The 19,496-nt window shown below is 41.4% G+C and carries 15 protein-coding genes; 3 read left to right on the forward strand and 12 right to left on the reverse strand.

The genetic code is table 11. The annotated features are described in order from the left end of the window. Nucleotides 1-91: 91 nt before the first annotated feature. Entirely contained in the window at nt 92-292 is a 201-nt protein-coding gene (locus tag QM738_RS07255) for a hypothetical protein (RefSeq protein ID WP_462276015.1), read from the reverse strand. Nucleotides 293-606: 314 nt separating this feature from the next. Here QM738_RS07255 and QM738_RS07260 point away from each other — a divergent pair, with 314 nt between their 5' ends. Beyond that, nucleotides 607-1,122, forward strand: coding sequence for a GNAT family N-acetyltransferase (locus QM738_RS07260; protein ID WP_462276016.1), 516 nt, complete (start codon nt 607-609; stop codon nt 1,120-1,122). Between the two features lie 145 nt (nt 1,123-1,267). On the opposite strand, the gene QM738_RS07265 is transcribed toward QM738_RS07260, so the two are convergent. Next, complete coding sequence (locus QM738_RS07265) at nt 1,268-1,954, reverse strand: hypothetical protein (protein WP_462276017.1); 687 nt, start codon at nt 1,952-1,954, stop codon at nt 1,268-1,270. Between the two features lie 187 nt (nt 1,955-2,141). On the opposite strand from QM738_RS07265, the gene QM738_RS07270 reads away from it, so the two are divergent. Beyond that, nucleotides 2,142-2,414 (forward strand): hypothetical protein, encoded by a 273-nt coding sequence (locus QM738_RS07270; RefSeq protein ID WP_462276018.1) that lies wholly within the window; start codon nt 2,142-2,144, stop codon nt 2,412-2,414. An 11-nt stretch (nt 2,415-2,425) separates the two neighbouring features. Beyond that, nucleotides 2,426-2,914 carry an SRPBCC family protein gene (locus QM738_RS07275; RefSeq protein ID WP_462276019.1) on the forward strand — a complete coding sequence of 163 codons (489 nt, stop codon included), beginning with the start codon at nt 2,426-2,428 and terminating at the stop codon, nt 2,912-2,914. A 12-nt stretch (nt 2,915-2,926) separates the two neighbouring features. Here QM738_RS07275 and QM738_RS07280 read toward each other — a convergent pair whose 3' ends face one another. Genes QM738_RS07280 through QM738_RS07325 form a run of 10 tightly spaced genes read right to left on the reverse strand, consistent with a single transcriptional unit; the run spans nt 2,927 to nt 19,470 of the window. Next, a complete protein-coding gene (locus QM738_RS07280) occupies nt 2,927-5,119 on the reverse strand; it encodes a penicillin acylase family protein (RefSeq protein ID WP_462276020.1) in 2,193 nt (730 codons plus the stop codon). Between the two features lie 25 nt (nt 5,120-5,144). Beyond that, nucleotides 5,145-6,209 (reverse strand): alpha/beta hydrolase family protein, encoded by a 1,065-nt coding sequence (locus QM738_RS07285; protein ID WP_462276021.1) that lies wholly within the window; start codon nt 6,207-6,209, stop codon nt 5,145-5,147. Nucleotides 6,210-6,236: 27 nt separating this feature from the next. After that, nucleotides 6,237-7,277 carry an adenylate/guanylate cyclase domain-containing protein gene (locus QM738_RS07290; RefSeq protein WP_462276022.1) on the reverse strand — a complete coding sequence of 347 codons (1,041 nt, stop codon included), beginning with the start codon at nt 7,275-7,277 and terminating at the stop codon, nt 6,237-6,239. After that, nucleotides 7,277-7,660 (reverse strand): response regulator, encoded by a 384-nt coding sequence (locus tag QM738_RS07295; RefSeq protein WP_462276023.1) that lies wholly within the window; start codon nt 7,658-7,660, stop codon nt 7,277-7,279. The genes QM738_RS07290 and QM738_RS07295 overlap by 1 nt, the downstream gene beginning before the upstream one ends. Nucleotides 7,661-7,670: 10 nt before the next feature. After that, nucleotides 7,671-9,044 (reverse strand): sensor histidine kinase, encoded by a 1,374-nt coding sequence (locus tag QM738_RS07300; RefSeq protein WP_462276024.1) that lies wholly within the window; start codon nt 9,042-9,044, stop codon nt 7,671-7,673. Nucleotides 9,045-9,063: 19 nt separating this feature from the next. Then, the gene (locus tag QM738_RS07305) at nt 9,064-11,103 is read right to left on the reverse strand and encodes a sensor histidine kinase (protein ID WP_462276025.1); all 2,040 of its coding nucleotides are present in this window, start codon (nt 11,101-11,103) and stop codon (nt 9,064-9,066) included. A 4-nt stretch (nt 11,104-11,107) separates the two neighbouring features. Then, nucleotides 11,108-13,087 (reverse strand): tetratricopeptide repeat-containing sensor histidine kinase, encoded by a 1,980-nt coding sequence (locus QM738_RS07310; RefSeq protein ID WP_462276026.1) that lies wholly within the window; start codon nt 13,085-13,087, stop codon nt 11,108-11,110. Nucleotides 13,088-13,093: 6 nt separating this feature from the next. Next, nucleotides 13,094-15,130, reverse strand: coding sequence for a sensor histidine kinase (locus QM738_RS07315; protein WP_462276027.1), 2,037 nt, complete (start codon nt 15,128-15,130; stop codon nt 13,094-13,096). 7 nt (nt 15,131-15,137) lie between these two features. Beyond that, nucleotides 15,138-17,105 (reverse strand): sensor histidine kinase, encoded by a 1,968-nt coding sequence (locus QM738_RS07320; protein WP_462276028.1) that lies wholly within the window; start codon nt 17,103-17,105, stop codon nt 15,138-15,140. Next, complete coding sequence (locus QM738_RS07325) at nt 17,098-19,470, reverse strand: tetratricopeptide repeat protein (protein ID WP_462276029.1); 2,373 nt, start codon at nt 19,468-19,470, stop codon at nt 17,098-17,100. The genes QM738_RS07320 and QM738_RS07325 overlap by 8 nt, the downstream gene beginning before the upstream one ends. Nucleotides 19,471-19,496: the final 26 nt, after the last annotated feature.

The following is a 19,496-nucleotide window of genomic DNA, read 5'->3' on the forward strand; positions in this document are numbered from 1 at the left end:
AGCTGCAACCCTAACCCCCGTTAAAGCCGCAGCTATTTTTATAACCAGGCCATTACTAATTATCAATTATTCATTATCCCATTATTCATTATTAATGCCTGTGGCGCCTCGTTTCAATATCCACTTCAAAATTTACATTAGCAGGAGGGGTTCTGTGCCGGTGTTCGTACCAGCCCCTGGTGTGGTGATTGTACTGGTGGTAATAATGCGTTTCGTAACAGCCTGAAAGCCCAAAGCCTACACCCAGCAAAACGAAGATTGAGATGGCCAGGTTACTGATTATCTTTTTCATGATTGACATTTTAGCAACCATAATTCTAAAATCCTGCCAGAAAAAAACAGCGCAATTTTACAAATATCTGTATGCAAAAAACTACAACCCGTGGATTATTATACTCAAAATAAGCCCGCAGATGACGCAGAATACGCAGAAAGAAATGTTCAAGTAAGACAATTTTTAAAGGCAAGTGTATTTTACACTTGAGAATTGAGTGTTGAACATTGAATGTTGAACATTTTTTTCTTCTCTATAAACCCTATGTTCTCTATGTGCCTATGTGGTTCAATTTCCCTCCGCTTTCTTAATTTTGTTCCTAAATACCTCCCATGTATCAGATACAAAAAGCCTCCCTCAATGATGCCGCAGTATTATCCCCCCTTGCCATCCAAACCTTCCTCCAGTCGCACGGCCATAGTGCACCCCAAGCCGATATCAACAGCTACATTGCCGAAAAATACACCGAAGAAAAAATGCAGGAGGAATTAAACGAGTCCGCCAATATCTACCATATCCTGTATTACAACCAAACACCCGCGGGTTTTTCCAAGATCATATACGATCATCCCTTTACCGGCAGTACTGCAAATAATATCTGCAAACTGGAACGCATTTATATACTCAACACCTATTTCGAACACAAACTCGGCCAGCCATTACTGCAGTACAATATCAACCTGGCAAAGCAACAGCAGCAGGCAGGCATGTGGCTGTATGTATGGAAAGAAAATAACCGGGCTGTAAACTTCTATGGCAAAAACGGCTTCCAGATCATCGGCAGCTACGACTTTAAAGTATCCGCCACGCATTCAAACCCTAATCACCAGATGCTGTTATTATTTTAACAAGATCCCTATTCAATCCTTTTCATCAGTCCAATCCGTGTTCCCTGTGAAGAGCGCAGCTCTTTCATCAAAATCTTATCAAATCATAATCATCTTAATAATCTGCTTTCCCGTCTTGAAGAGCGAAGCTCCTTCAACAAAAGATCTATTCTTTATCACTATTCTTAGGCCGCGATAATTTATTGATCCCCTTTACCTGTATATACCAGGCTAAAAAAAGCGCCACCAGTATACCCGAAATAAAACGGATGCGCCCATAATTCGCATACATGGTTTTGCCCTGCTCCCACAAAAAACCAATAGCCGAAGCAATGCTTTTAGTAATAGCGATCTTCTCGTACCATGCAGGATGCGCTTCATTATACCGCCGCAGCGAATCAGCCGCCAGTAATTTCTGGATACCCGTAGGGTCAAAGGCTGAAGAAGGCGTAGCCAAAGGATCGATCTTATAAACAGGCGTATCTTTTTTAACCGGCTCTGCCACTTCGCCCTTTTCGTGCAAACCTTCAGCCCCCATTTTTTCCAAACCATATTTTTCCGAAATAAAAGTAAACAGCATCAATAGCAGGGCAATAGGCATTACCGATAATATCACATGAAAAAACCCCACCTTCTTCCAGTTGGTATTGTACAATACCAAAAAGATGACCAGCAGCGTAGCCGTTAAAGGAAAAGTGAGCAGCACGCTGTAATACATGTGTGTAAGCGGTTCGAACAATTGCGTAAAAAAAGCATGCACCGATAAAGCTGCAATAGAAGTAAGTGCAATGGTCATGTGATGAAAAGGGCTGATGATCTTTTCAAACACACCGAAGATGGATTCTTTTGCCATAAAAATATTTTGAATGACTGTAAATGCAGTGAAGCTGGTTAAATAAGTGGGGAGTACAGCAACAGTGATCAGGGGGAGGATGGTAACCTTGTATAAATTTAATAAAACATCTTAAAAAACCGTACGCAAACACGCAGCAAACCCGGTAAATCTTTCCCCAGTTTGCGCAAACAAAGCTGATTTTGATGTGTTTATATACTGGCGCACACTTTGCAGTACCAATAATAATAATAATAAAGAACGCAGCATGCAATTACAACAACAAATACCGGAAGAGATTCAACAGGGTGGCAAATTGGTTTACCTGGTTGCCGGAAAAAACAGGCAGCAGGAAAAGAAACAAAAAATAAGCGATGGAAAAGCCAGGATCATCAGGATGCGGACGGCACCCCAAACATCCGTTGCACGGATAGGGAATAAATGCGCTGCTTTTTTAAAGCAATTATTTTCTGCCATTTAAAAACAACAATCATGTCAGCACACAGCATAATAGCAGCAGAACAAAAGACCATTTCCATCAACAGGGTATTCAATCTGCCCTTGTACAAAGTATGGAAGGCCTGGAGCGAACCCGAGTATTTCATTAAATGGTGGGGGCCCGAAGGCTTCAGTTGCCCCTATTGCACCATTGATTTTAAAATAGGCGGCAGGTTTTTGAATGCCATGCGAAACCCTGATGGGACAGATGTATGGGGTACCGGAACTTATACAGACATAGTACCGCAGCACAAGATAGTATACACCGACAGCTTTGCCGACAGCACAGGTAAAATAGTAGAAAGTACTTTTTATAAAATGCCTGAAATGCCGCTGGAATTGCTGGTAACGGTAACGCTGGAAGAAGTAGACGGCAAGACGCAGATGTGGTTACAACATGAAGGCATACCCGAAGAAATGTACGAAGATTGTATCAAAGGCTGGCAATCCAGTTTTAATAAACTGGAAGAGCATATAATTTAACAGGCCGGTGCATCATTCACCCGGGTGGTACCAGCGCTCCGCATGCTGCACCACATCGGGCTTGTAAAACCATACGTCTTTAAAAACACCTTTGGCATACATAGCGCCCTGGTCGAAGAAGTGAGGAGATTTTTCATCGCCGCTTTCGCCACCGGCCAGTAAAGATCTTGCTTTAACGGTCTTTCCAAACTCCACGGCACAGATAAAACTATTGCCATTAACACCATATCTTTTTTTGGTGCCTGCAAAACTGCGGCTGGTATAAGAAGGCAACATGCCCCAGGTGGAAGAAGCAAAACCTACGGGAATACTTTCCTTATTATCATCAAACTTATTATCGATATCACTGCTGACGCGTTGAAAGCGATTCACCTGTCCCCATGCAATTTGCCAGGAACCAAATTTGGTTTCCAGCTCCCGCAGGGTTTGTAAAAAAGGCAACAGCAGATCGTTTGCTGATGCAGTACTGATAAATTGTTTTACCTGCTCCACAAAACCTACATTGTGATCGGTATTGAATTTAATGCGGTTGATAACGGGTACTATACGATAACCCCATTCCACCGCAAGGGTAGTGGCAACAGAGTTTTCGCCGCAACGGTAATCCCAGTTTTTTAAAACGGCAATGGCATCCTTGCAATTGACAAATGCGGTGTCTGTACTTTTTTCAAAACGATCGATCAAAGCTGGTACCAGTAATTCAAATGCAGATAATCTTGTATCATAACCGGCCTTGATCACTTTATCAAGCGTGTACTTTTTTTCTGCTGCCAATACCTGTACCGCATTAATGCCCCGGAAATTCTCTGCATCCGGCGCCATGTATACAGGATAATTCTTTTGCTTAGGACTGGCGGCGCCTGCCACAGTATAAGGCGTGGAATTACAATTCTGCAGCCAGCCATTGGTGGGGTTAATACTTTGTACAATACTGCTGATAGTATGATAGCCTTTCCATTCGGTGGCTTTGATAGTACCATCCACGGGCTGGTTCCAGTTAAACAGGGTATCCCTTACCGGTATACGATTGCCATGCCAGTAAGCAATATTGCCTTCGGCATCGGCATACACGGTGTTGTTGGAGATATTGCCCCTTAAGCTGAGTGTATTTTTAAATTCCTTAAAACTATTGGCCTTGGTACGCAGCCAGCATTGCTCCAGTCCTTCCAGCAGGCGGTTATCGGCACGCATGCTTAGTACTTTGCCATTGCGGTTAGCCATAATGGGCCCATGAAGTGTGTACAATGCTTTAACGTGTTCTGTTGACAGTATGGAATCACCAATTTTGTAATTGATAAATATATCTTTTGTGATCACCGGTCTTTTCTTTTTATCGTATTCATACACCCAACCATCATTTTGTTTGGATAGTTTTTCAACATACAGGTCGGCGGCATCCACACCACTGGAAGTATGCATCCAGCCGCAATGTTCATTAAAGCCCTGGTAAATAAAAAACTGTCCCCAGGTTACAGCGCCATACACATTCAAGCCCTCATCGCTTACCATATGCGCTTCGGGCCTGAAGTAAAAAGTTACATGCGGGTTGATGTATAAAATAGCATGGCCCGATTCGGTGATCTTAGGTGCAAAGGCAAAACCATTAGAGCCGGTCAGCATTTCTTCATCGGGTTTGTTTACAGCAACCGGCGGCTCGCCGGAATAAAAGTTCTTTAATTCTGCAGCACTGATGCCGGCGGTATTAATAGCGCCGATGCTGCCATCGGTCCACAACAAGGGATACCAGGGTTGAAATCGTTTCAGTAAAACAGCTTTGCCGGGATTGTTGTACAAATAAAAGTTGATACCATCGGCAAAAGCATTGCATAAATGCTGCAGCCAGGCCGGCGCTTTATTATAATCATTCACTGCATCGGTGGTATCGATCAGCATTTTTATCATCAGGTCGTTGTACAATTCTTCCTTACCTTTTACCTCTGCCATACGCCCCAGCTTTTCAATATAATTCAGTTCCACTCTTTTAAAATCATCCTCGCATTGTGCGTACATCAAACCAAATACCGCATCCGCATCAGTTTTACCATAAATATGCGGCACGCCATAATTGTCACGGATGATATTGACCTGCTTGGCACGCTTTTGCCAGCTGGCAATTTCTGCCTGCGAAAAATCCTGAGCTACTAACTGCAGCGGCAACACGAAACATAAAAATATTTGTAAAAAGTATCTTTTTTGTAATTGCATAAGTTTCTTTTAAAAGCCGGTATAGTTACAACCATTCTTTAAACCAGGCCAACAGCAATGTGGCATGCTTGGGCAAAAAACGATGTGGTTCATTGGGCGTGATATTGAACTTGAATTTATTACCTGCATTCGCGGCATTGTAAGCTTTGCTGGCAGCATCAAATGCTATTTGTGCACCGGGCAGGGGGCAGTTCTGGTCTTTTTCGTTGCTCAATAAAAGCAGGGGCCTTGGTGCAAAAAGCTGTATCATGGAGGGGCAATCAAATTCATCCAAAATGCCCGGTAGTATTTTATTCCATACCGCTTTTACATTCTGCTGGTTCACACCAGTATCGCCCAGGTCTTTGGCCGCCTGCACATGAGCGCCCCAGATGGTTTTTGCCCTGCCTTGCCAGCGGTCGTTTTGCAGCGACCATTTAAAGCTTTGTGCACTTATAACGGGAACGGCTACCTTGATCCTGGTATCTACCGAAGCAGCCATCCAGGTTTCAATACCCCCCATTGAAATGCCCGTCATGCCGATGCGGCTGCTGTCCACATCGGGCCGGGTATCCAGGTAATCCACCAATCGCCACAGGTCATAAACGGTATCGAAGAAGAAGGGATGCGTTTGTTTTGCAGGGTCTTCATTATGCCAGGCGTTAATAATAGCTTCTACATAAAAGTTGCGGCCGGCAGTTTTGCTAACTCTTTCTCCATGAAAGCGGGCATCAATGGCCACGCTCATAAAACCCAGTTTAGAGCATTCGTACAGCAATGACTTGATGGTGGCTTCATCTTTAGTGCCGCCGGTGCCGTGCAGGCAGATAACAACCGGCAGTTTTTTACCGGTACTGTTCAAAGGCTTATAAATAAGTACGGGTACTTTTTCGGTAGCTTCGCTGTAAAAGGATCCTTTTTCGATAATAACAGAATCGGTTGTAAGCGTGGTAAAAGAGGGGCGGGGTTCAACAGCGGGACGTTGCAATAATTGTTGCAGGTCTTTTCTTATTTTTTCTGCAGTGAACTGTGCCTGCAAAATAAATACAGCGCTGCACAGTGCAACAGTGGCTGTTAACCTGCTAAAGATCCGTACAACTGTATTTTTCATGTAACGGCTACTGGTTATAAATGATGATCAATCCATTACTTCGTAAATGCTTACAGGGTTGGCCTTGTTCTTTAAACTTACTTCGCCCACTTTCTGGCAATTGAAAGATTCTTTTACTTTTTGGTAAGCCGTTTCGTTGATGATGATCTGGCTGGCTTTGGCAGCGGCCTGTAAGCGCTGTGCGGTGTTCACTGTGTCGCCGATCACGGTATAATCCAGCCTTTTAAGATTGGCTGAACCGATATTGCCCGAGATCATTTCGCCGCAATTGATACCCACAGAAACCCTGGGCGAAAACTCCGTGTGCATTGTTATGGAAGGCATTTTTTCTATCTGCGCCCTTACAGCAAGGCAGGCATCAATGGCACGATCTAAATGATAATCGCCACGGAACACCGCCATGATGGCATCGCCAATAAATTTATCTACATAACCACCCTGCGCAATGATCTCTTTTACCATTACATCAAAATACGTGTTCAATAATTTCACCACGGTATCAGGCGCTTCGGTTTCGCTGATGGAAGTAAAGCTGCAGATGTCGATGAACACCACCGAAGCTTCCACGGTTTCGTTGGCCATTAGTGAAGTTTCAAATTCCCTGCTGCCCATAAAATTCAGCACGGTCTCATCCACGTACATGCGCAGGATATTATTTTCTTTTACAGCCTTGAGTGTATCCCTTATCTGCTCCACATGCTTCAAAGTTTTTTCCATGGTAACCGTAAGGTCTTCAAAATTGATGGGCTTGGTAACAAAGTCAAAAGCACCGCGGTTCATCGCCGTGCGTATATTATCCATATCGCCGTAGGCAGAAACGATCACTGCTTTGATCAGCGGGTTGTTTTCGGACAGGCGGCTCAGTAAGGTAAGGCCATCCATTTCGGGCATGTTGATATCACTGAGTACAATATCCACATCGGGGTGCTCCTTTATTTTTTCCAGCGCATCATTACCGTTAATGGCAAATATGAATTCATATTGCCGGTCGCGGATCTTTTGCCGGAACTTTTGTTTGATCAATACTTCCAGGTCGGCCTCATCATCAGCTACCAGTATCTTTGCCATCAGTTTACAGGTTTAAGTTTTTCTTTTAATAAGGTGAAGTCAACAGGCTTGGTTAAAAAATCATCTGCACCCAGTTGTTTGGCGCTGTTGTAGTTTTCTGCATCTCCATAGGCAGTGATCATCATTACCACGGGCGGCGGCTTATGGTATTTCTGCTTGATATGCCCCAGCAATTCCAACCCGCTCATGCCCGGCATATTAATGTCCGAAAGAATAAGCACAGCTTCGTGCTCGTGCTCGGTAAGATAAGCCAGTGCATCTTCGCCGGAAAATGCAAAGGCAAAATTCATTTCGCCGCTGCGGATCTCTTTTCTAAAACGTTGTTCAAACAATACCTGCACATCTGTTTCATCGTCTACCACTAAAATTTTTTTTGCCTGCATAGTATAAGGTTTATGATGGAATAATAATACTGAATGTAGCGCCTTCGTTCTCTTTCGTATCCACTTTCAACTCGCCGCCGTGGCCCTTGGTAACAATATCGTAACTCATGCTCAATCCCAGGCCCGTGCCCTCGCCGGTAGGCTTGGTGGTAAAAAAAGGCTGGAATATCTTGTCCAGTACCTTTTGTGGAACGCCATTGCCGTTATCCGCCACCGTTATGATGGTTTTATTGCCTGCCTTTTTAGTACTAACGGTAACTGTTGGCTCATACGCAGCCGGTAAGCCTCCAACAGCTGCCTTCCCTTTTATTATTTTCTGTTTTTCTGTAACTGCATAAAACGCATTGGTGATCAGGTTTAAAATAACCCTGCCCATATCCTGCGGAATAACATTTACATTGCCAACGGCTTCATCAAAATTGCTTTTCATGGTGGCATTAAAGGTTTTATCCTTTGCACGCAATCCATGATAAGCCAGGCGGAAATATTCATCGGCCAGCTTATTGATATCGGTCGGTTCTTTCTGGCCCGTGCTGCTGCGGCTGTGCTGCAGCATGCCTTTTACAATACCATCTGCACGCTTGCCATGGTGATTTATTTTTTCCAGGTTCTGTTTAAGATCATTGGCAATGGCTTTTACTTCTTCTGTATCGCCTTTACCGATAGCATCATTCATTTCATCGATCAGCTCATTGCTTACTTCACTGAAATTGTTCACAAAGTTCAACGGGTTTTGTATCTCGTGTGCAATACCTGCAGTAAGCTCACCCAGCGAAGCCATTTTTTCCGAATGTACCAGTTGCGATTGTGCCGATTTTAATTCGTTGAGTGTTTGCTGCAGTTCTTCTTTTTGCTGCTGCAGTTCGGCCGTACGTTCTTTTACCTGCACTTCCAGTTCGGCCTTTATTTTTTCGCTCAGCTGGTATTCTTTTTCTTTTTCAATGGCCAGCTGCCGTTCTTTTTCCAGCGCCTTTCTCTGCTTTCTGCCGATGAACAACATGGCTATCATCCACACAAAACCAAAAAGGCCACCTACTTCAAAATAATCCTCCCAGTTTTTGTAAAAAGAAGGATCGATCAGCCGGGTGGTATCTTCTATAAAATCAATAATGAGTAACGGAATAAAAGCGTATAAAATAGACCTGGCAATACCGAATTCCTTTTGGGTAAAAATAAAATAAACTAATACCGCTGTAACGGCATGCGATCCCCAGATGCCAATGGCGCGGTAATCTTTAAAGCCGGCGTACACCAATAAAAAAAAGGCCGACAGCACAATGGCGCCGATGATAAGTTTATTCCACTTAGCATACTGCTCCGTATCCTTTAAAGATTTGCGGATATTACTTAAAAGTATAATGGCCAGTATGGGTTGTAAGATCATATAAATTCAAAGATTAGCATCACACCGGCAAAGTAATAATAAACTCGGCAAATTCCCCTTCTTTAGTTTCCACTTTCAGCTGGCCGCCGTGTGCTTTAATGATATCATACGCCAGCGAAAGCCCCAGCCCGGTGCCCTGCCCCGTGGGTTTGGTGGTAAAAAATGGCTGAAACACTTTGTCAATAACATTTTGCGGAATGCCGTTACCGTTATCCTTTATTCTTATCTCTACCTGGCTACCGACCTTTTTTGTACTTACTGAAACCGTTGGCTCGTATATAGCCGATAGTTGTTGACTGTCAGCCGTTAGCTTTTTCTTTTCCCCAACCGAATAAAATGCATTGGTAATAAGATTCAGGATCACCCTGCCCATATCCTGCGGCACAATATTGATGTTGCCGATACTGGCATCGAAGTCAGTTTTTAGCGTGGCATTGAAAGAATTATCCTTTGCCCGCAAACCATGATAGGCCAGTCGCAAATATTCATCACACAAGGCATTGATATCTGTGGGCTCTTTTTGCCCGCTGCTGCTGCGGGAATGCTGCAGCATGCCTTTTACAATAGCATCAGCCCGTTTACCATGATGATTTATTTTTTCCAAATTTTGGCTGATATCATCCAGGATATCATTTTCCAAACCTTCATCCCTTGCAGTTGGAGGTTTGCTTCTTTCTTCCTTCAGCTCATCGATCAGCTCGTTACTTACTTCGCTGAAATTATTAACGAAGTTCAACGGGTTTTGTATCTCGTGTGCAATACCTGCGGTGAGTTCGCCCAATGATGCCATTTTTTCGGATTGTATCAACTGGCTTTGCGTGGCTTTAAGATCGGTCAATGTGCTTTCGAGTATTTTATTCGTTTTATTTTTTTGCCGATTGCTTTTATATAATATCAATGCAACAATACCAATAACGGTTAATACGCCGATGGCAACATACAATTTTAGTGTATTCTCCGCAGCCGTTTTATCATCGTTTATCTTTTTTAACCGCAGCTGTTCATTAAAAGCAAACTTTTGATAATCGCTGAGTTGTTTTATTTTCAGGTTCTTCAGGCTGTCGTTGAGTATGTTAGATAGCTTTTCATATTTGTAAGCACTGTCCTTGTTTTGAAACAGTATATATGCATTGGACATATTTCTAAGTACAACCACCCTGTCTCTCATCGATTGTGTAAGATCAGAAACCTGCAGCGACTTTTTTGCATAATATAATGCAGAGTCTTTTTGGTTTTCGGAACCGTACACAAAAGACAATGCATAATAAGCTTGCATGATACCGAAAAGATCATTTTCTGCAACGCTGGCAGGGATGGCAGCATAAGCATATTGCTTGACAGAAGGCATAGCCCCTTTTAAGAAAAACAGCCTGGCCAATCCCATGATCCTTCTGCCTACATATTTTTTATACCCGGCCTCAGCAGAATAATTGATGGCTTCATTTGTAAACAGGATCGCCGAATCATTGTTATAAGTATCCGAGAGGTTTCCATAACCCAGTGAAACGATCTTTCCATTATTGATCATCTTTCCCAGCCGGATCGTTTCATAATAGGCCTGCCTTTGCTTTGCCACTTCATTTACTGCGCCATAAAGATTTCCTAACGCATGGCTGTTAATGGCCTGGATGGCAATTCTTGCATCATGAAGATCTTTTGCATTTGAAAATACCCAGGGATGCCAGTTGCTGGTTTCGTTTTTATCGTTATCTGCCAAACGGATCGCTTCACGGATCATATCATACGACTTTGAAACATTTTCCTCGTACATATAACCTAATTGCGAATAAGCATCTGCTTCCCACATTTTAAGGCCTAATTTTTTTGCAAGCTCAAGTTGTAAATGGTGAAAGTAAACGGAGCTGTCCTGCTTGCCATCCTGGTAATAAAAACCCAGGCTCCGGTATGCAGCCATTAAGACAGTGTCATTTTTTTCGGTTGTAATGGCATGCCGCAAACTATCTGCCTGTTGTAATGTTACATAGCCCCAGCTGGGATCGGATTGGGCTTTTGCAAACACAGGTAAAAACAGCCATAATATTTTTATGATCAGCTTCATTGCTTTACACTATTGGTAATTGAATAATAAAGGTGGTTCCTTCCTTTTCTTTTGTTTCGAGCTGTAATTCTCCTGAATGCGCTTTTATTATATCATAAGCCAGCGATAATCCTAAACCCGTTCCCTGGCCGGTTGGTTTGGTAGTGAAGAAGGGCTGGAATATCTTATCGATGATGTTTTTCGGAACTCCGTTGCCGTTATCCGTTACCGTTATGACTACTTTATTGAGTTGCTTTTTGGTACTGATAGAAACCGTAGGTTCGTAATCAGCGGATAGCTGTTGGCTGTCAGCTAACAGCTTTTTCTTTTCAGCAACAGCGTAAAAGGCATTGGTCAGTAAATTCATGATCACCCTGCCCATATCCTGCGGAATGATATTTATTTTTCCAAGGGACGGATCGAAGTCTGTCTTTAAAGTTGCATTAAAGCTTTTATCTTTTGCTCTTAAACCATGATAACTCAACCTTAAATATTCATCGCATAATGCATTGATATCGGTGGACTCTTTCTGGCCGGAAGATGTGCGGGAATGCTGGAGCATGCCCTTTACTATGGCATCGGCCCGCTTGCCATGGTGATTTATTTTTTCGAGGTTTTGCCTGATATCATTGCCAATGGCTTTTGCTTCTTCTATATCGCCTTTATTGAGTTCTGTATTCATTTCATCGATCAGCTCATTGCTTACCTCTGAAAAATTGTTGACGAAATTCAGTGGGTTTTGTATCTCATGTGCAATACCGGCAGTAAGTTCACCGAGTGAAGCCATTTTTTCTGCATGTACCAACTGCTGTTGGGTTGCTTTTAATTCTGTCAATGTTTTTTCCAGTTGCACATTGGCTTTTTGTTTTTGTTTGTTATTGCGGTACAGTATCAAAGCCACAATACAAAATAATCCCAGGCCTGTTATTAATAAATTGGTTCTTACGGTATTCCTGTAACTGGCCTGCTCTCTTTCAATATTCAGTTTGCGCTGATCCTCATCAAAAGCCATCACCATCATTTGCTGGCTGGTGCGGATGCTGTTAAGGCTGTCGTTGGCTGCCATATACACTTTCCAGTATTTAAGCGCACTGTCTGCATTGCTGTTTTCGTATATCCCTGCCAGTAATTTAGCAGGCTTAAGCGCCAGGTTAGCGATCATGCTGCCCTGTACCAGCGTAACAGCCCTTTTTGCAAAGTAAATGCTGGAATCAACCTGGTGTATACGGTTAAAATGTTCGGCCATTGCCAGGCATACATTGCTGATAAAACGTTCCGATTGAAATTCTTCAGCCTTTTGTAATGCATTGGAAAAATATTCTCTTGCCTTTACCAGGTTTCCCTGCTGGCTGTACACACTGCCAATATTGGCAAGTATATACGTATAGCTTGTTTCGCTGCTATGCGGCGGCAACAGCGACTGTGCTTTTAACGAATAAAACAATGAAGAATCCAGCATACCCATATTCAAATAAACAGCGCCAATATTCATGTAGGCCCACCAGCTGTGGTGAAAACGGTCCGTGGTTTTATTATCATACAAACTGGCCTGCCGGTACAACTCAAGGGCTTTTTCATTTTCCTGCCGGTCTTTATAAATATGTGCGTTCTGGTTTCTTGCATAACTCAGTAAGCGCATGTTGCCCGATTTTTCTGCTAAACCAATGGCCTTATAATGGCATTCCAATGCCTTTACATAACTACCCGATAAGCGATAGGCCTGCCCTGCAAGGCTCCATGCGCTGGATTCTAAAATGATGTCTTTCTTTTCCTGGCTTAAGGAGTATAATTTTTTATAGGCTTCCAGTAACAATACGGGATAACCATCTATTGATATGGTGTAGATAGACAATACCAGGTCCACTTTATTTTCCTCGTTGTTTTCTTTTACGATCAATGAAATGATCGAATCCAGTCTTGCCCTTATTACCTGCTCCTGCGTGTTCTGGCTTTTAGCGAAGATGCCGGAACATAACAGGTAAAATAAAATGAGTATTTTTTTCATAGCAGCTTATACATTCAATAGTATTAAAAAAGTTGTTCCCTCACCCTCCTTCGTTTCAATTTTTAATGTACCACCGTGTGCCTTTACAATGTCATAAGCCAACGATAAGCCTAAGCCCGTACCCTGCCCGGTGGGTTTGGTGGTAAAAAAGGGTTGAAATATTTTATCGACTATATTTTGCGGAATGCCGGTACCGTTGTCGCTTACCCTGATCTCAATAATATCGTGCATTTTTTTTGTACTTACAGAAACAGTGGGATCGTATGTGGCTGATAGCTGTTGATTGTCAGCTATTAGCTTTTTCTTTTCTCCAACTGCATAAAAGGCATTGGTGATCAGGTTCAACAAAACCCTTCCTATATCCTGCGGAATGATATGGATGTTGCCAATGCTGTTGTCAAAGTCTGTTTTTAAAGTAGCATTGAAAGATTTGTCTTTTGCCCGCAAGCCATGATAAGCGAGGCGCAGGTATTCATCCGCCAGCGCATTGATATCGGTAGGCTCTTTGGTGCCGCTGCTGCTGCGGGAATGCTGGAGCATGCCCTTTACAATCGCATCAGCACGCTTGCCATGGTGATTTATTTTTTCAAGATTCTGTTTGATATCATTTAGAATATCATCCTGCAAAGACTCATCCCTTGCAGCTTGTGGCTTGCCTCTCTCTTCCTGTAATTCGTCTATCAACTCATTACTCACTTCACTAAAATTATTGACAAAATTCAATGGGTTTTGAATTTCGTGTGCAATGCCTGCAGTGAGTTCGCCCAGCGAAGCCATTTTTTCGGATTGAATAAGTTGGGATTGGGTAGCTTTAAGATCGCCCAATGTTTTTTGCAATACAATATTGGCTTTTTGTTTTTGCCTGTTGTTCCTGTAAAAGATAATAGCAAGCAACAATAATACAGCAATGCCTCCCAGGAAAAAATAGGTTTTTACTTTATTCTGGTAATTGATCTTGTCTTTTTCTACATTCTGCAAACGCAGTTGCTCATTCAACGTTACTGCCTGGAAGTCGGAGAGATTTTTGATACGGGCCTTATACAAACTGTCTTTAACAATCAAAGTAAGCCCCTGGTATTTTAATATACTGTCTGTTTGGTTACCCATCTTATAAGACAGGTACACGTTCTCGTACACAGTTCCCAGGTTTACTCTGAACCATCTTACAACGCCCAGTTGCTGAATGGTTTTCAGGCTCAGCATAGAATAATAAAGTGCCGAATCTTTATTCTCGGCGGCCAGGTAATATTTCGCAAGAAAAAAGTAACTGTTGTTTAATCCATTCAGGTTATTTTCTTTTTTAGACACTTCCATACTTTTATAATAATTTTCCAACGTTTGCGAAAGGTCATGCTTTTCGAAATAAATATTTCCCAGTGTGAGATAAATTTGTCCGAGGTATTTTCTAAAGTTGGATTGCAGATTCATTTGCTCGGCTTCTTTTTCGTACATCATGGCAGAATCCAGTTTGTTAATGGTCATATAACTCCTTCCCAGGTTCATAGAAGCAAGCATTTGTCTTATCGGGTGACTGATCTCTGAAGCTATCCTCCTGGCTTCTTTGTAATGAAAGATCTCCTGCTCTGTATTTTGTGTTTCCCGCATTAATATAGCAAACATGTGATGTGTGTATGCCTGTAATAAAAGCCTGTGACTTCCATTAAATGAGGTAGAGAATAATATCCATGTTAATGGTCTTTCATTTTTGGGATCTTCCACAATATTAAATGCTTCCAGTACGTACTTAAGCGCTTCAGCATCTTTGCCCAATCCAATTAATTGATAGGCAGTATTATCCATATAATAAGCTTTGGCAAGTATCTCATTGTTTCTGCTGGCAAGCAACAGCGACTGCTGTGCGTAATAAAGGGCAGAATCCTTGTTGGATTCTTCGTAGTAATCATATATGTATTTGCCGGTTGTATAGCGTGCCGAATCGCTGGTTGCATTCAGATACGCATTTCGTAAACTATCAAGTGACTGTTGTGCATGCACCAATACAGGTAAAAATAAAAACAGCAATAGTTTAACCAGGCGTTTCATATTTATTTTAATTGATGGGTATTTGTATTATAAATGTTGACCCTTCATTTTTCTTTGTTTCTACTTTTAATTCTCCGCCATGTGCTTTTACAATATCATAGGCCAATGATAATCCTAAGCCCGTTCCCTGCCCTGTAGGTTTGGTGGTAAAGAAAGGCTGAAATATTTTATCGACGATATCTTGCGGAATACCGGTGCCGTTGTCGCTTACCCTGATCTGAATTGTATCATACATTTTTTTTGTAGCTACAGCAACAACAGGTTCGTACGGGGAAAGAGGGTCTTTAAGACTTGCCTTGCCTTGCACTGCATGAAAAGCATTGGTAATTAAATTCAGCAACACCCTTCCCATATCCTGCGGAATAATATTGATGTTGCCAATGCTGTCATCAAAGTCGGTTTTTAAAGTAGCATTAAAAGATTTGTCTTTTGCACGCAGCCCATGATAAGCAAGGCGCAGGTATTCATCTGCCAGCGCATTGATATCCGTGGGTTCTTTGGTACCGCTGCTGCTGCGGGAATGCTGGAGCATTCCCTTTACAATAGCATCTGCACGTTTTCCGTGATGATTGATCTTTTCTTCGTTATCGCTAATATCTTTTGCAATAGCTTTTACTTCTTCTATATTTCCTTTCTCCATTTCTTCATTCATTTCTGTCAATAACTCTTTGTTTACCTCAGAAAAGTTATTTACAAAATTCAACGGGTTTTGAATTTCGTGTGCAATGCCTGCAGTGAGTTCTCCCAGCGAAGCCATTTTTTCGGATTGGATGAGTTGTGATTGTGTGGATTTTAAATTGGCCAATGTTGTTTCCAATATGGTATTGGTTTTTTTCCTTTGCCTGTTATTTCTATACAGCAATATTCCTATCAATATAAAAAAAAGCAACCCGGCCGCCAGGGCGTATTGCCTAAGTTGATTTTTGTAAGCTGTTTGTTTGGTTGCTTCCTCTATGTTACGCAATTTTTCATGAAAGGAGAGCGCCTCAATTTTATTCATATTCCCTTCATCAAAAATATCCGTATTAATTTTCGCCATCATTTTGGAATAATAATATGCGCTGTCTGTTTGATGCAACGAATCAAACACTTGCTGCATAAAACTTGCGCCTTCTAACTTTATTTGATTGTTTTGATAAGTATTACCCACCTCTAAAAATTGACGGGCAAATATTTTTGCCTGCTGTATGTTGGACGTGTTTAGTAAGAACTGGATATAAGTTGTGTAGAACAATGTTCTTAATGAATTGAGTTTTATGGTGGGGATCAAAGGAATGGCTTTTTTAAATATACTGTCTGCCTTCGCGGTATCTTTAGCCAAAGCATAAGATGCGCCAGAAAAAAAAGTAGCAGATGCAATAAAATTGCTGATGCCTGTTCTTTGGGCCGTTACAGAAGCTAATTGGGAATAGTATATCGCTGAATCAGCATTTTTTATGGCTAAATAATAATTGGCAAGGTTACGCTGGTACTGTACCAGCATAAAATCGTATTGCGGCGATGATGGATCGGGTAAATTCTCTCCGCCTTTAATGGTGTTATCAAAAGCGGCAGTATAATTTTTACTGTTGGCATATACAAAAGCCATATCAAAATATAGTGAACTGATGCGTCGTTTGTCTTTTGCTTTTTCTGCAAGTGGAATGGCTTTGTAATAATATTCAATACCGGCCAGATCATCGCCCTTAGTAAATGAAAAATAAGCACCGATCCAATTGTAACTGATAGCTAATAAAGAATCATTTTTTAATTGCTGTGCAATGCTTAACATTTGAATGCATGAAGCAGAATCAGTATTACCATTCACTTCTAAAATTTGATATTCCATTTGTTTTCTAAGCAAATCAAATTTTTGAAGCGGAGGTGCCGCTGCCAATGCTTTTTGAAAGCTGTCGTTGTTGGTATATTGTGCACGGCTCGATAAAACCAATGCCGTGCAAACCAGTGTTATTATTGTTTTTAAAATACTACACATTAAAAGGTAATTGTATAATGAATGTTGTACTTTCTTTGTCTTTGGTTTCCACTTTCAATTCTCCGCCATGTGCTTTTACAATATCATAGGCCAATGATAAACCAAGACCCGTTCCCTGTCCCGTTGGCTTGGTAGTGAAAAAGGGCTGAAATATTTTATCAATGATGTTTTGCGGAATGCCGTTGCCGTTGTCGCTTACTTTTATCTCAATCTTATCATGTAGTTTTTTGGTACTTACAGAAACAGCCGGTTCATAATTAGCTGATAGCTGTTGGCTATTAGCTAATAGCTTTCCTTTTTCGGCAACAGCATAAAACGAATTGGTGATAAGATTTAAGATCACCCTTCCCATATCCTGTGGTATGATATTGATATTGCCAATGTTTTGGTCAAAATCAGTTTTCAGTGTAGCATTAAATGATTTGTCTTTTGCCCGCAAGCCATGATAAGCAAGGCGCAGATATTCATCACACAAAGCATTGATACCTGTTGGTTCTTTTTGGCCGCTGCTGCTGCGGGAATGCTGGAGCATTCCCTTTACAATGGCATCGGCCCGTTTGCCATGATGATTGATCTTTTCCAGGTTTTGTTTGATGTCGTTTAAGATATCAGTTTCCAAAGCCTCGTCCCTTGCGGCTTGCGGCTTACTCCTTTCTTCCTGCAATTCATCGATCAGTTCATTGCTCACTTCACTAAAATTATTGACAAAATTCAATGGGTTTTGAATTTCGTGTGCAATGCCTGCAGTTAATTCGCCGAGTGAAGCCATCTTCTCACTTTGTATTAATTGTGCCTGGGTTGCTTTTAGTTCGGCATAAGCTTTTTCGATCCTTCGCTTATCCTTGTTCTTGCTTTGATAACCCCAAAAAAGAAATATACCTAACAATAAAAATGCACCGATCACTGCATACTGCAGGTTTCTTGTACGTGTGGCAACAGCATCTTTCTTTTCCTGTTCCAGTTTTTGTTTGTCAATTTCAGCTTCAAACTTTTCCTTTTGCGCCTGTTTTTTTATCTCGTCTCCTTTAAGGGTTTCGTTCAGTGAACTAAATTCTTTGTAATGTCCAAAAGCACTATACCAATCGCCTCTTGCTGAATCTATCTGAAATGCCAGCAGCTCCATGTCGCTGGTGATCTTTGCGTCGTACCAGAATTTCTTAAAATTGATAAGCGCCACGGCATTTATTTCTTTTGCTTTATCATAATTTTTTAATCCATAATGATCCAGCGCCAATAAATACAACCACATGGGTTTACCGGTATACCATTTTAATGAGTCCGCAATTTTTACGGTACGTTCATGATAAGCAAGGGCCTGTGCAAAATTTTTCTGTTTATTATACATCGAACCTATTTCATTCAGCACATCAGCTGTTTCAGAAATATCACCGGCTGAATCAAACGCCAACCTGCTTTGCTGAAAATTTTGTAGTGCAGTAACATAATCACCCGCATCAGTGTAAGTTTTGCCTATCCACTTATAAACCGATCCAATATTATGTTCGGGGTCTTTTTGTTTTTTATATATTTCAATGAGGTTATTATAATATTCAAGTGCTTTGGCAGTGTTGTGTTGTTTATAATAAAATCCACCCAAAGCAGCTAATACATTAAAGATCCCGTTGGTATCTTTTGATTGTTGTGCAATATCCAGTGCAGCCTGGTAGTTTTCTTTTGCCTGGTTATATTCGCCAAAGTCCCTGTACAGATCCCCCAGGAAAAGTAACCCGCTGGTAACACCTTTTGAATAGCCAAGCTGCTTTGAAATGCTGATGATAGATTGAACCACCTCAAAAGCTTTGGCATAATTTCCTGCCGACCTGCTGAACGAAAAGAGATATTTGTAGGAGCTTACTATCAAAGCGCTGTCTTTGATCTTTGTAGCCATGTCGGCGCTCTTTTGTATGTTAATGAAAAAAAGGGCAGAGTCCTTTTTAAGATCCAGCGATATATAGGCTATTTGTAAAAGAAATTCAGCAGTTCTTTTTTGATTGCCTGTTTGTTCAATAGCTTTTAACCGTTTACCGGTATAATTAAATACTTTTTTCCAGTCTGTAGTGTCGTTGTATTTAAAATACAGCGGTATGGAAGATAACAGTTGTTGTTCTTTAAAAAACAACGCTTCTCTTTCTTTTTCGTTATTTGTTTTTACAAAAAGCTTATTGGCAATATCAAGACCGGGATCCGCGTACAAAAGATTATCCTTTGCATCGCAGGCATCGATCAGTGCATTATAAATATCCAGCTTTTTAGTATCTTCTTTTGCTGTATTCAATAATGCAGTAAGAGAGTCGATCACCCTGCTTTGTGAAAAAGAGGAATGTTGCAACAGCAGGAAAAAAAACAATATAAAAAGTCTTTGCATAAAAAAAATATCTGATCGTACAACCT

The sequence above is a fragment of the Ferruginibacter sp. genome, from assembly GCF_049840995.1.
Lineage (GTDB): Bacteria > Bacteroidota > Bacteroidia > Chitinophagales > Chitinophagaceae > Ferruginibacter.

Bases quoted from the DNA above. Each gene is read 5' to 3' on its own strand.
- QM738_RS07310 (WP_462276026.1), bottom strand. From the start codon at position 13,087: ATGAAAAAAATACTCATTTTATTTTACCTGTTATGTTCCGGCATCTTC.
- QM738_RS07285 (WP_462276021.1), bottom strand. From the start codon at position 6,209: ATGAAAAATACAGTTGTACGGATCTTTAGCAGGTTAACAGCCACTGTT.
- QM738_RS07300 (WP_462276024.1), bottom strand. From the start codon at position 9,044: ATGATCTTACAACCCATACTGGCCATTATACTTTTAAGTAATATCCGC.
- QM738_RS07325 (WP_462276029.1), bottom strand. From the start codon at position 19,470: ATGCAAAGACTTTTTATATTGTTTTTTTTCCTGCTGTTGCAACATTCC.
- QM738_RS07295 (WP_462276023.1), bottom strand. From the start codon at position 7,660: ATGCAGGCAAAAAAAATTTTAGTGGTAGACGATGAAACAGATGTGCAG.
- QM738_RS07320 (WP_462276028.1), bottom strand. From the start codon at position 17,105: ATGTGTAGTATTTTAAAAACAATAATAACACTGGTTTGCACGGCATTG.
- QM738_RS07265 (WP_462276017.1), bottom strand. From the start codon at position 1,954: ATGGCAAAAGAATCCATCTTCGGTGTGTTTGAAAAGATCATCAGCCCT.
- QM738_RS07275 (WP_462276019.1), top strand. From the start codon at position 2,426: ATGTCAGCACACAGCATAATAGCAGCAGAACAAAAGACCATTTCCATC.
- QM738_RS07260 (WP_462276016.1), top strand. From the start codon at position 607: ATGTATCAGATACAAAAAGCCTCCCTCAATGATGCCGCAGTATTATCC.
- QM738_RS07280 (WP_462276020.1), bottom strand. From the start codon at position 5,119: ATGCAATTACAAAAAAGATACTTTTTACAAATATTTTTATGTTTCGTG.
- QM738_RS07290 (WP_462276022.1), bottom strand. From the start codon at position 7,277: ATGGCAAAGATACTGGTAGCTGATGATGAGGCCGACCTGGAAGTATTG.
- QM738_RS07255 (WP_462276015.1), bottom strand. From the start codon at position 292: ATGAAAAAGATAATCAGTAACCTGGCCATCTCAATCTTCGTTTTGCTG.
- QM738_RS07305 (WP_462276025.1), bottom strand. From the start codon at position 11,103: ATGAAGCTGATCATAAAAATATTATGGCTGTTTTTACCTGTGTTTGCA.
- QM738_RS07315 (WP_462276027.1), bottom strand. From the start codon at position 15,130: ATGAAACGCCTGGTTAAACTATTGCTGTTTTTATTTTTACCTGTATTG.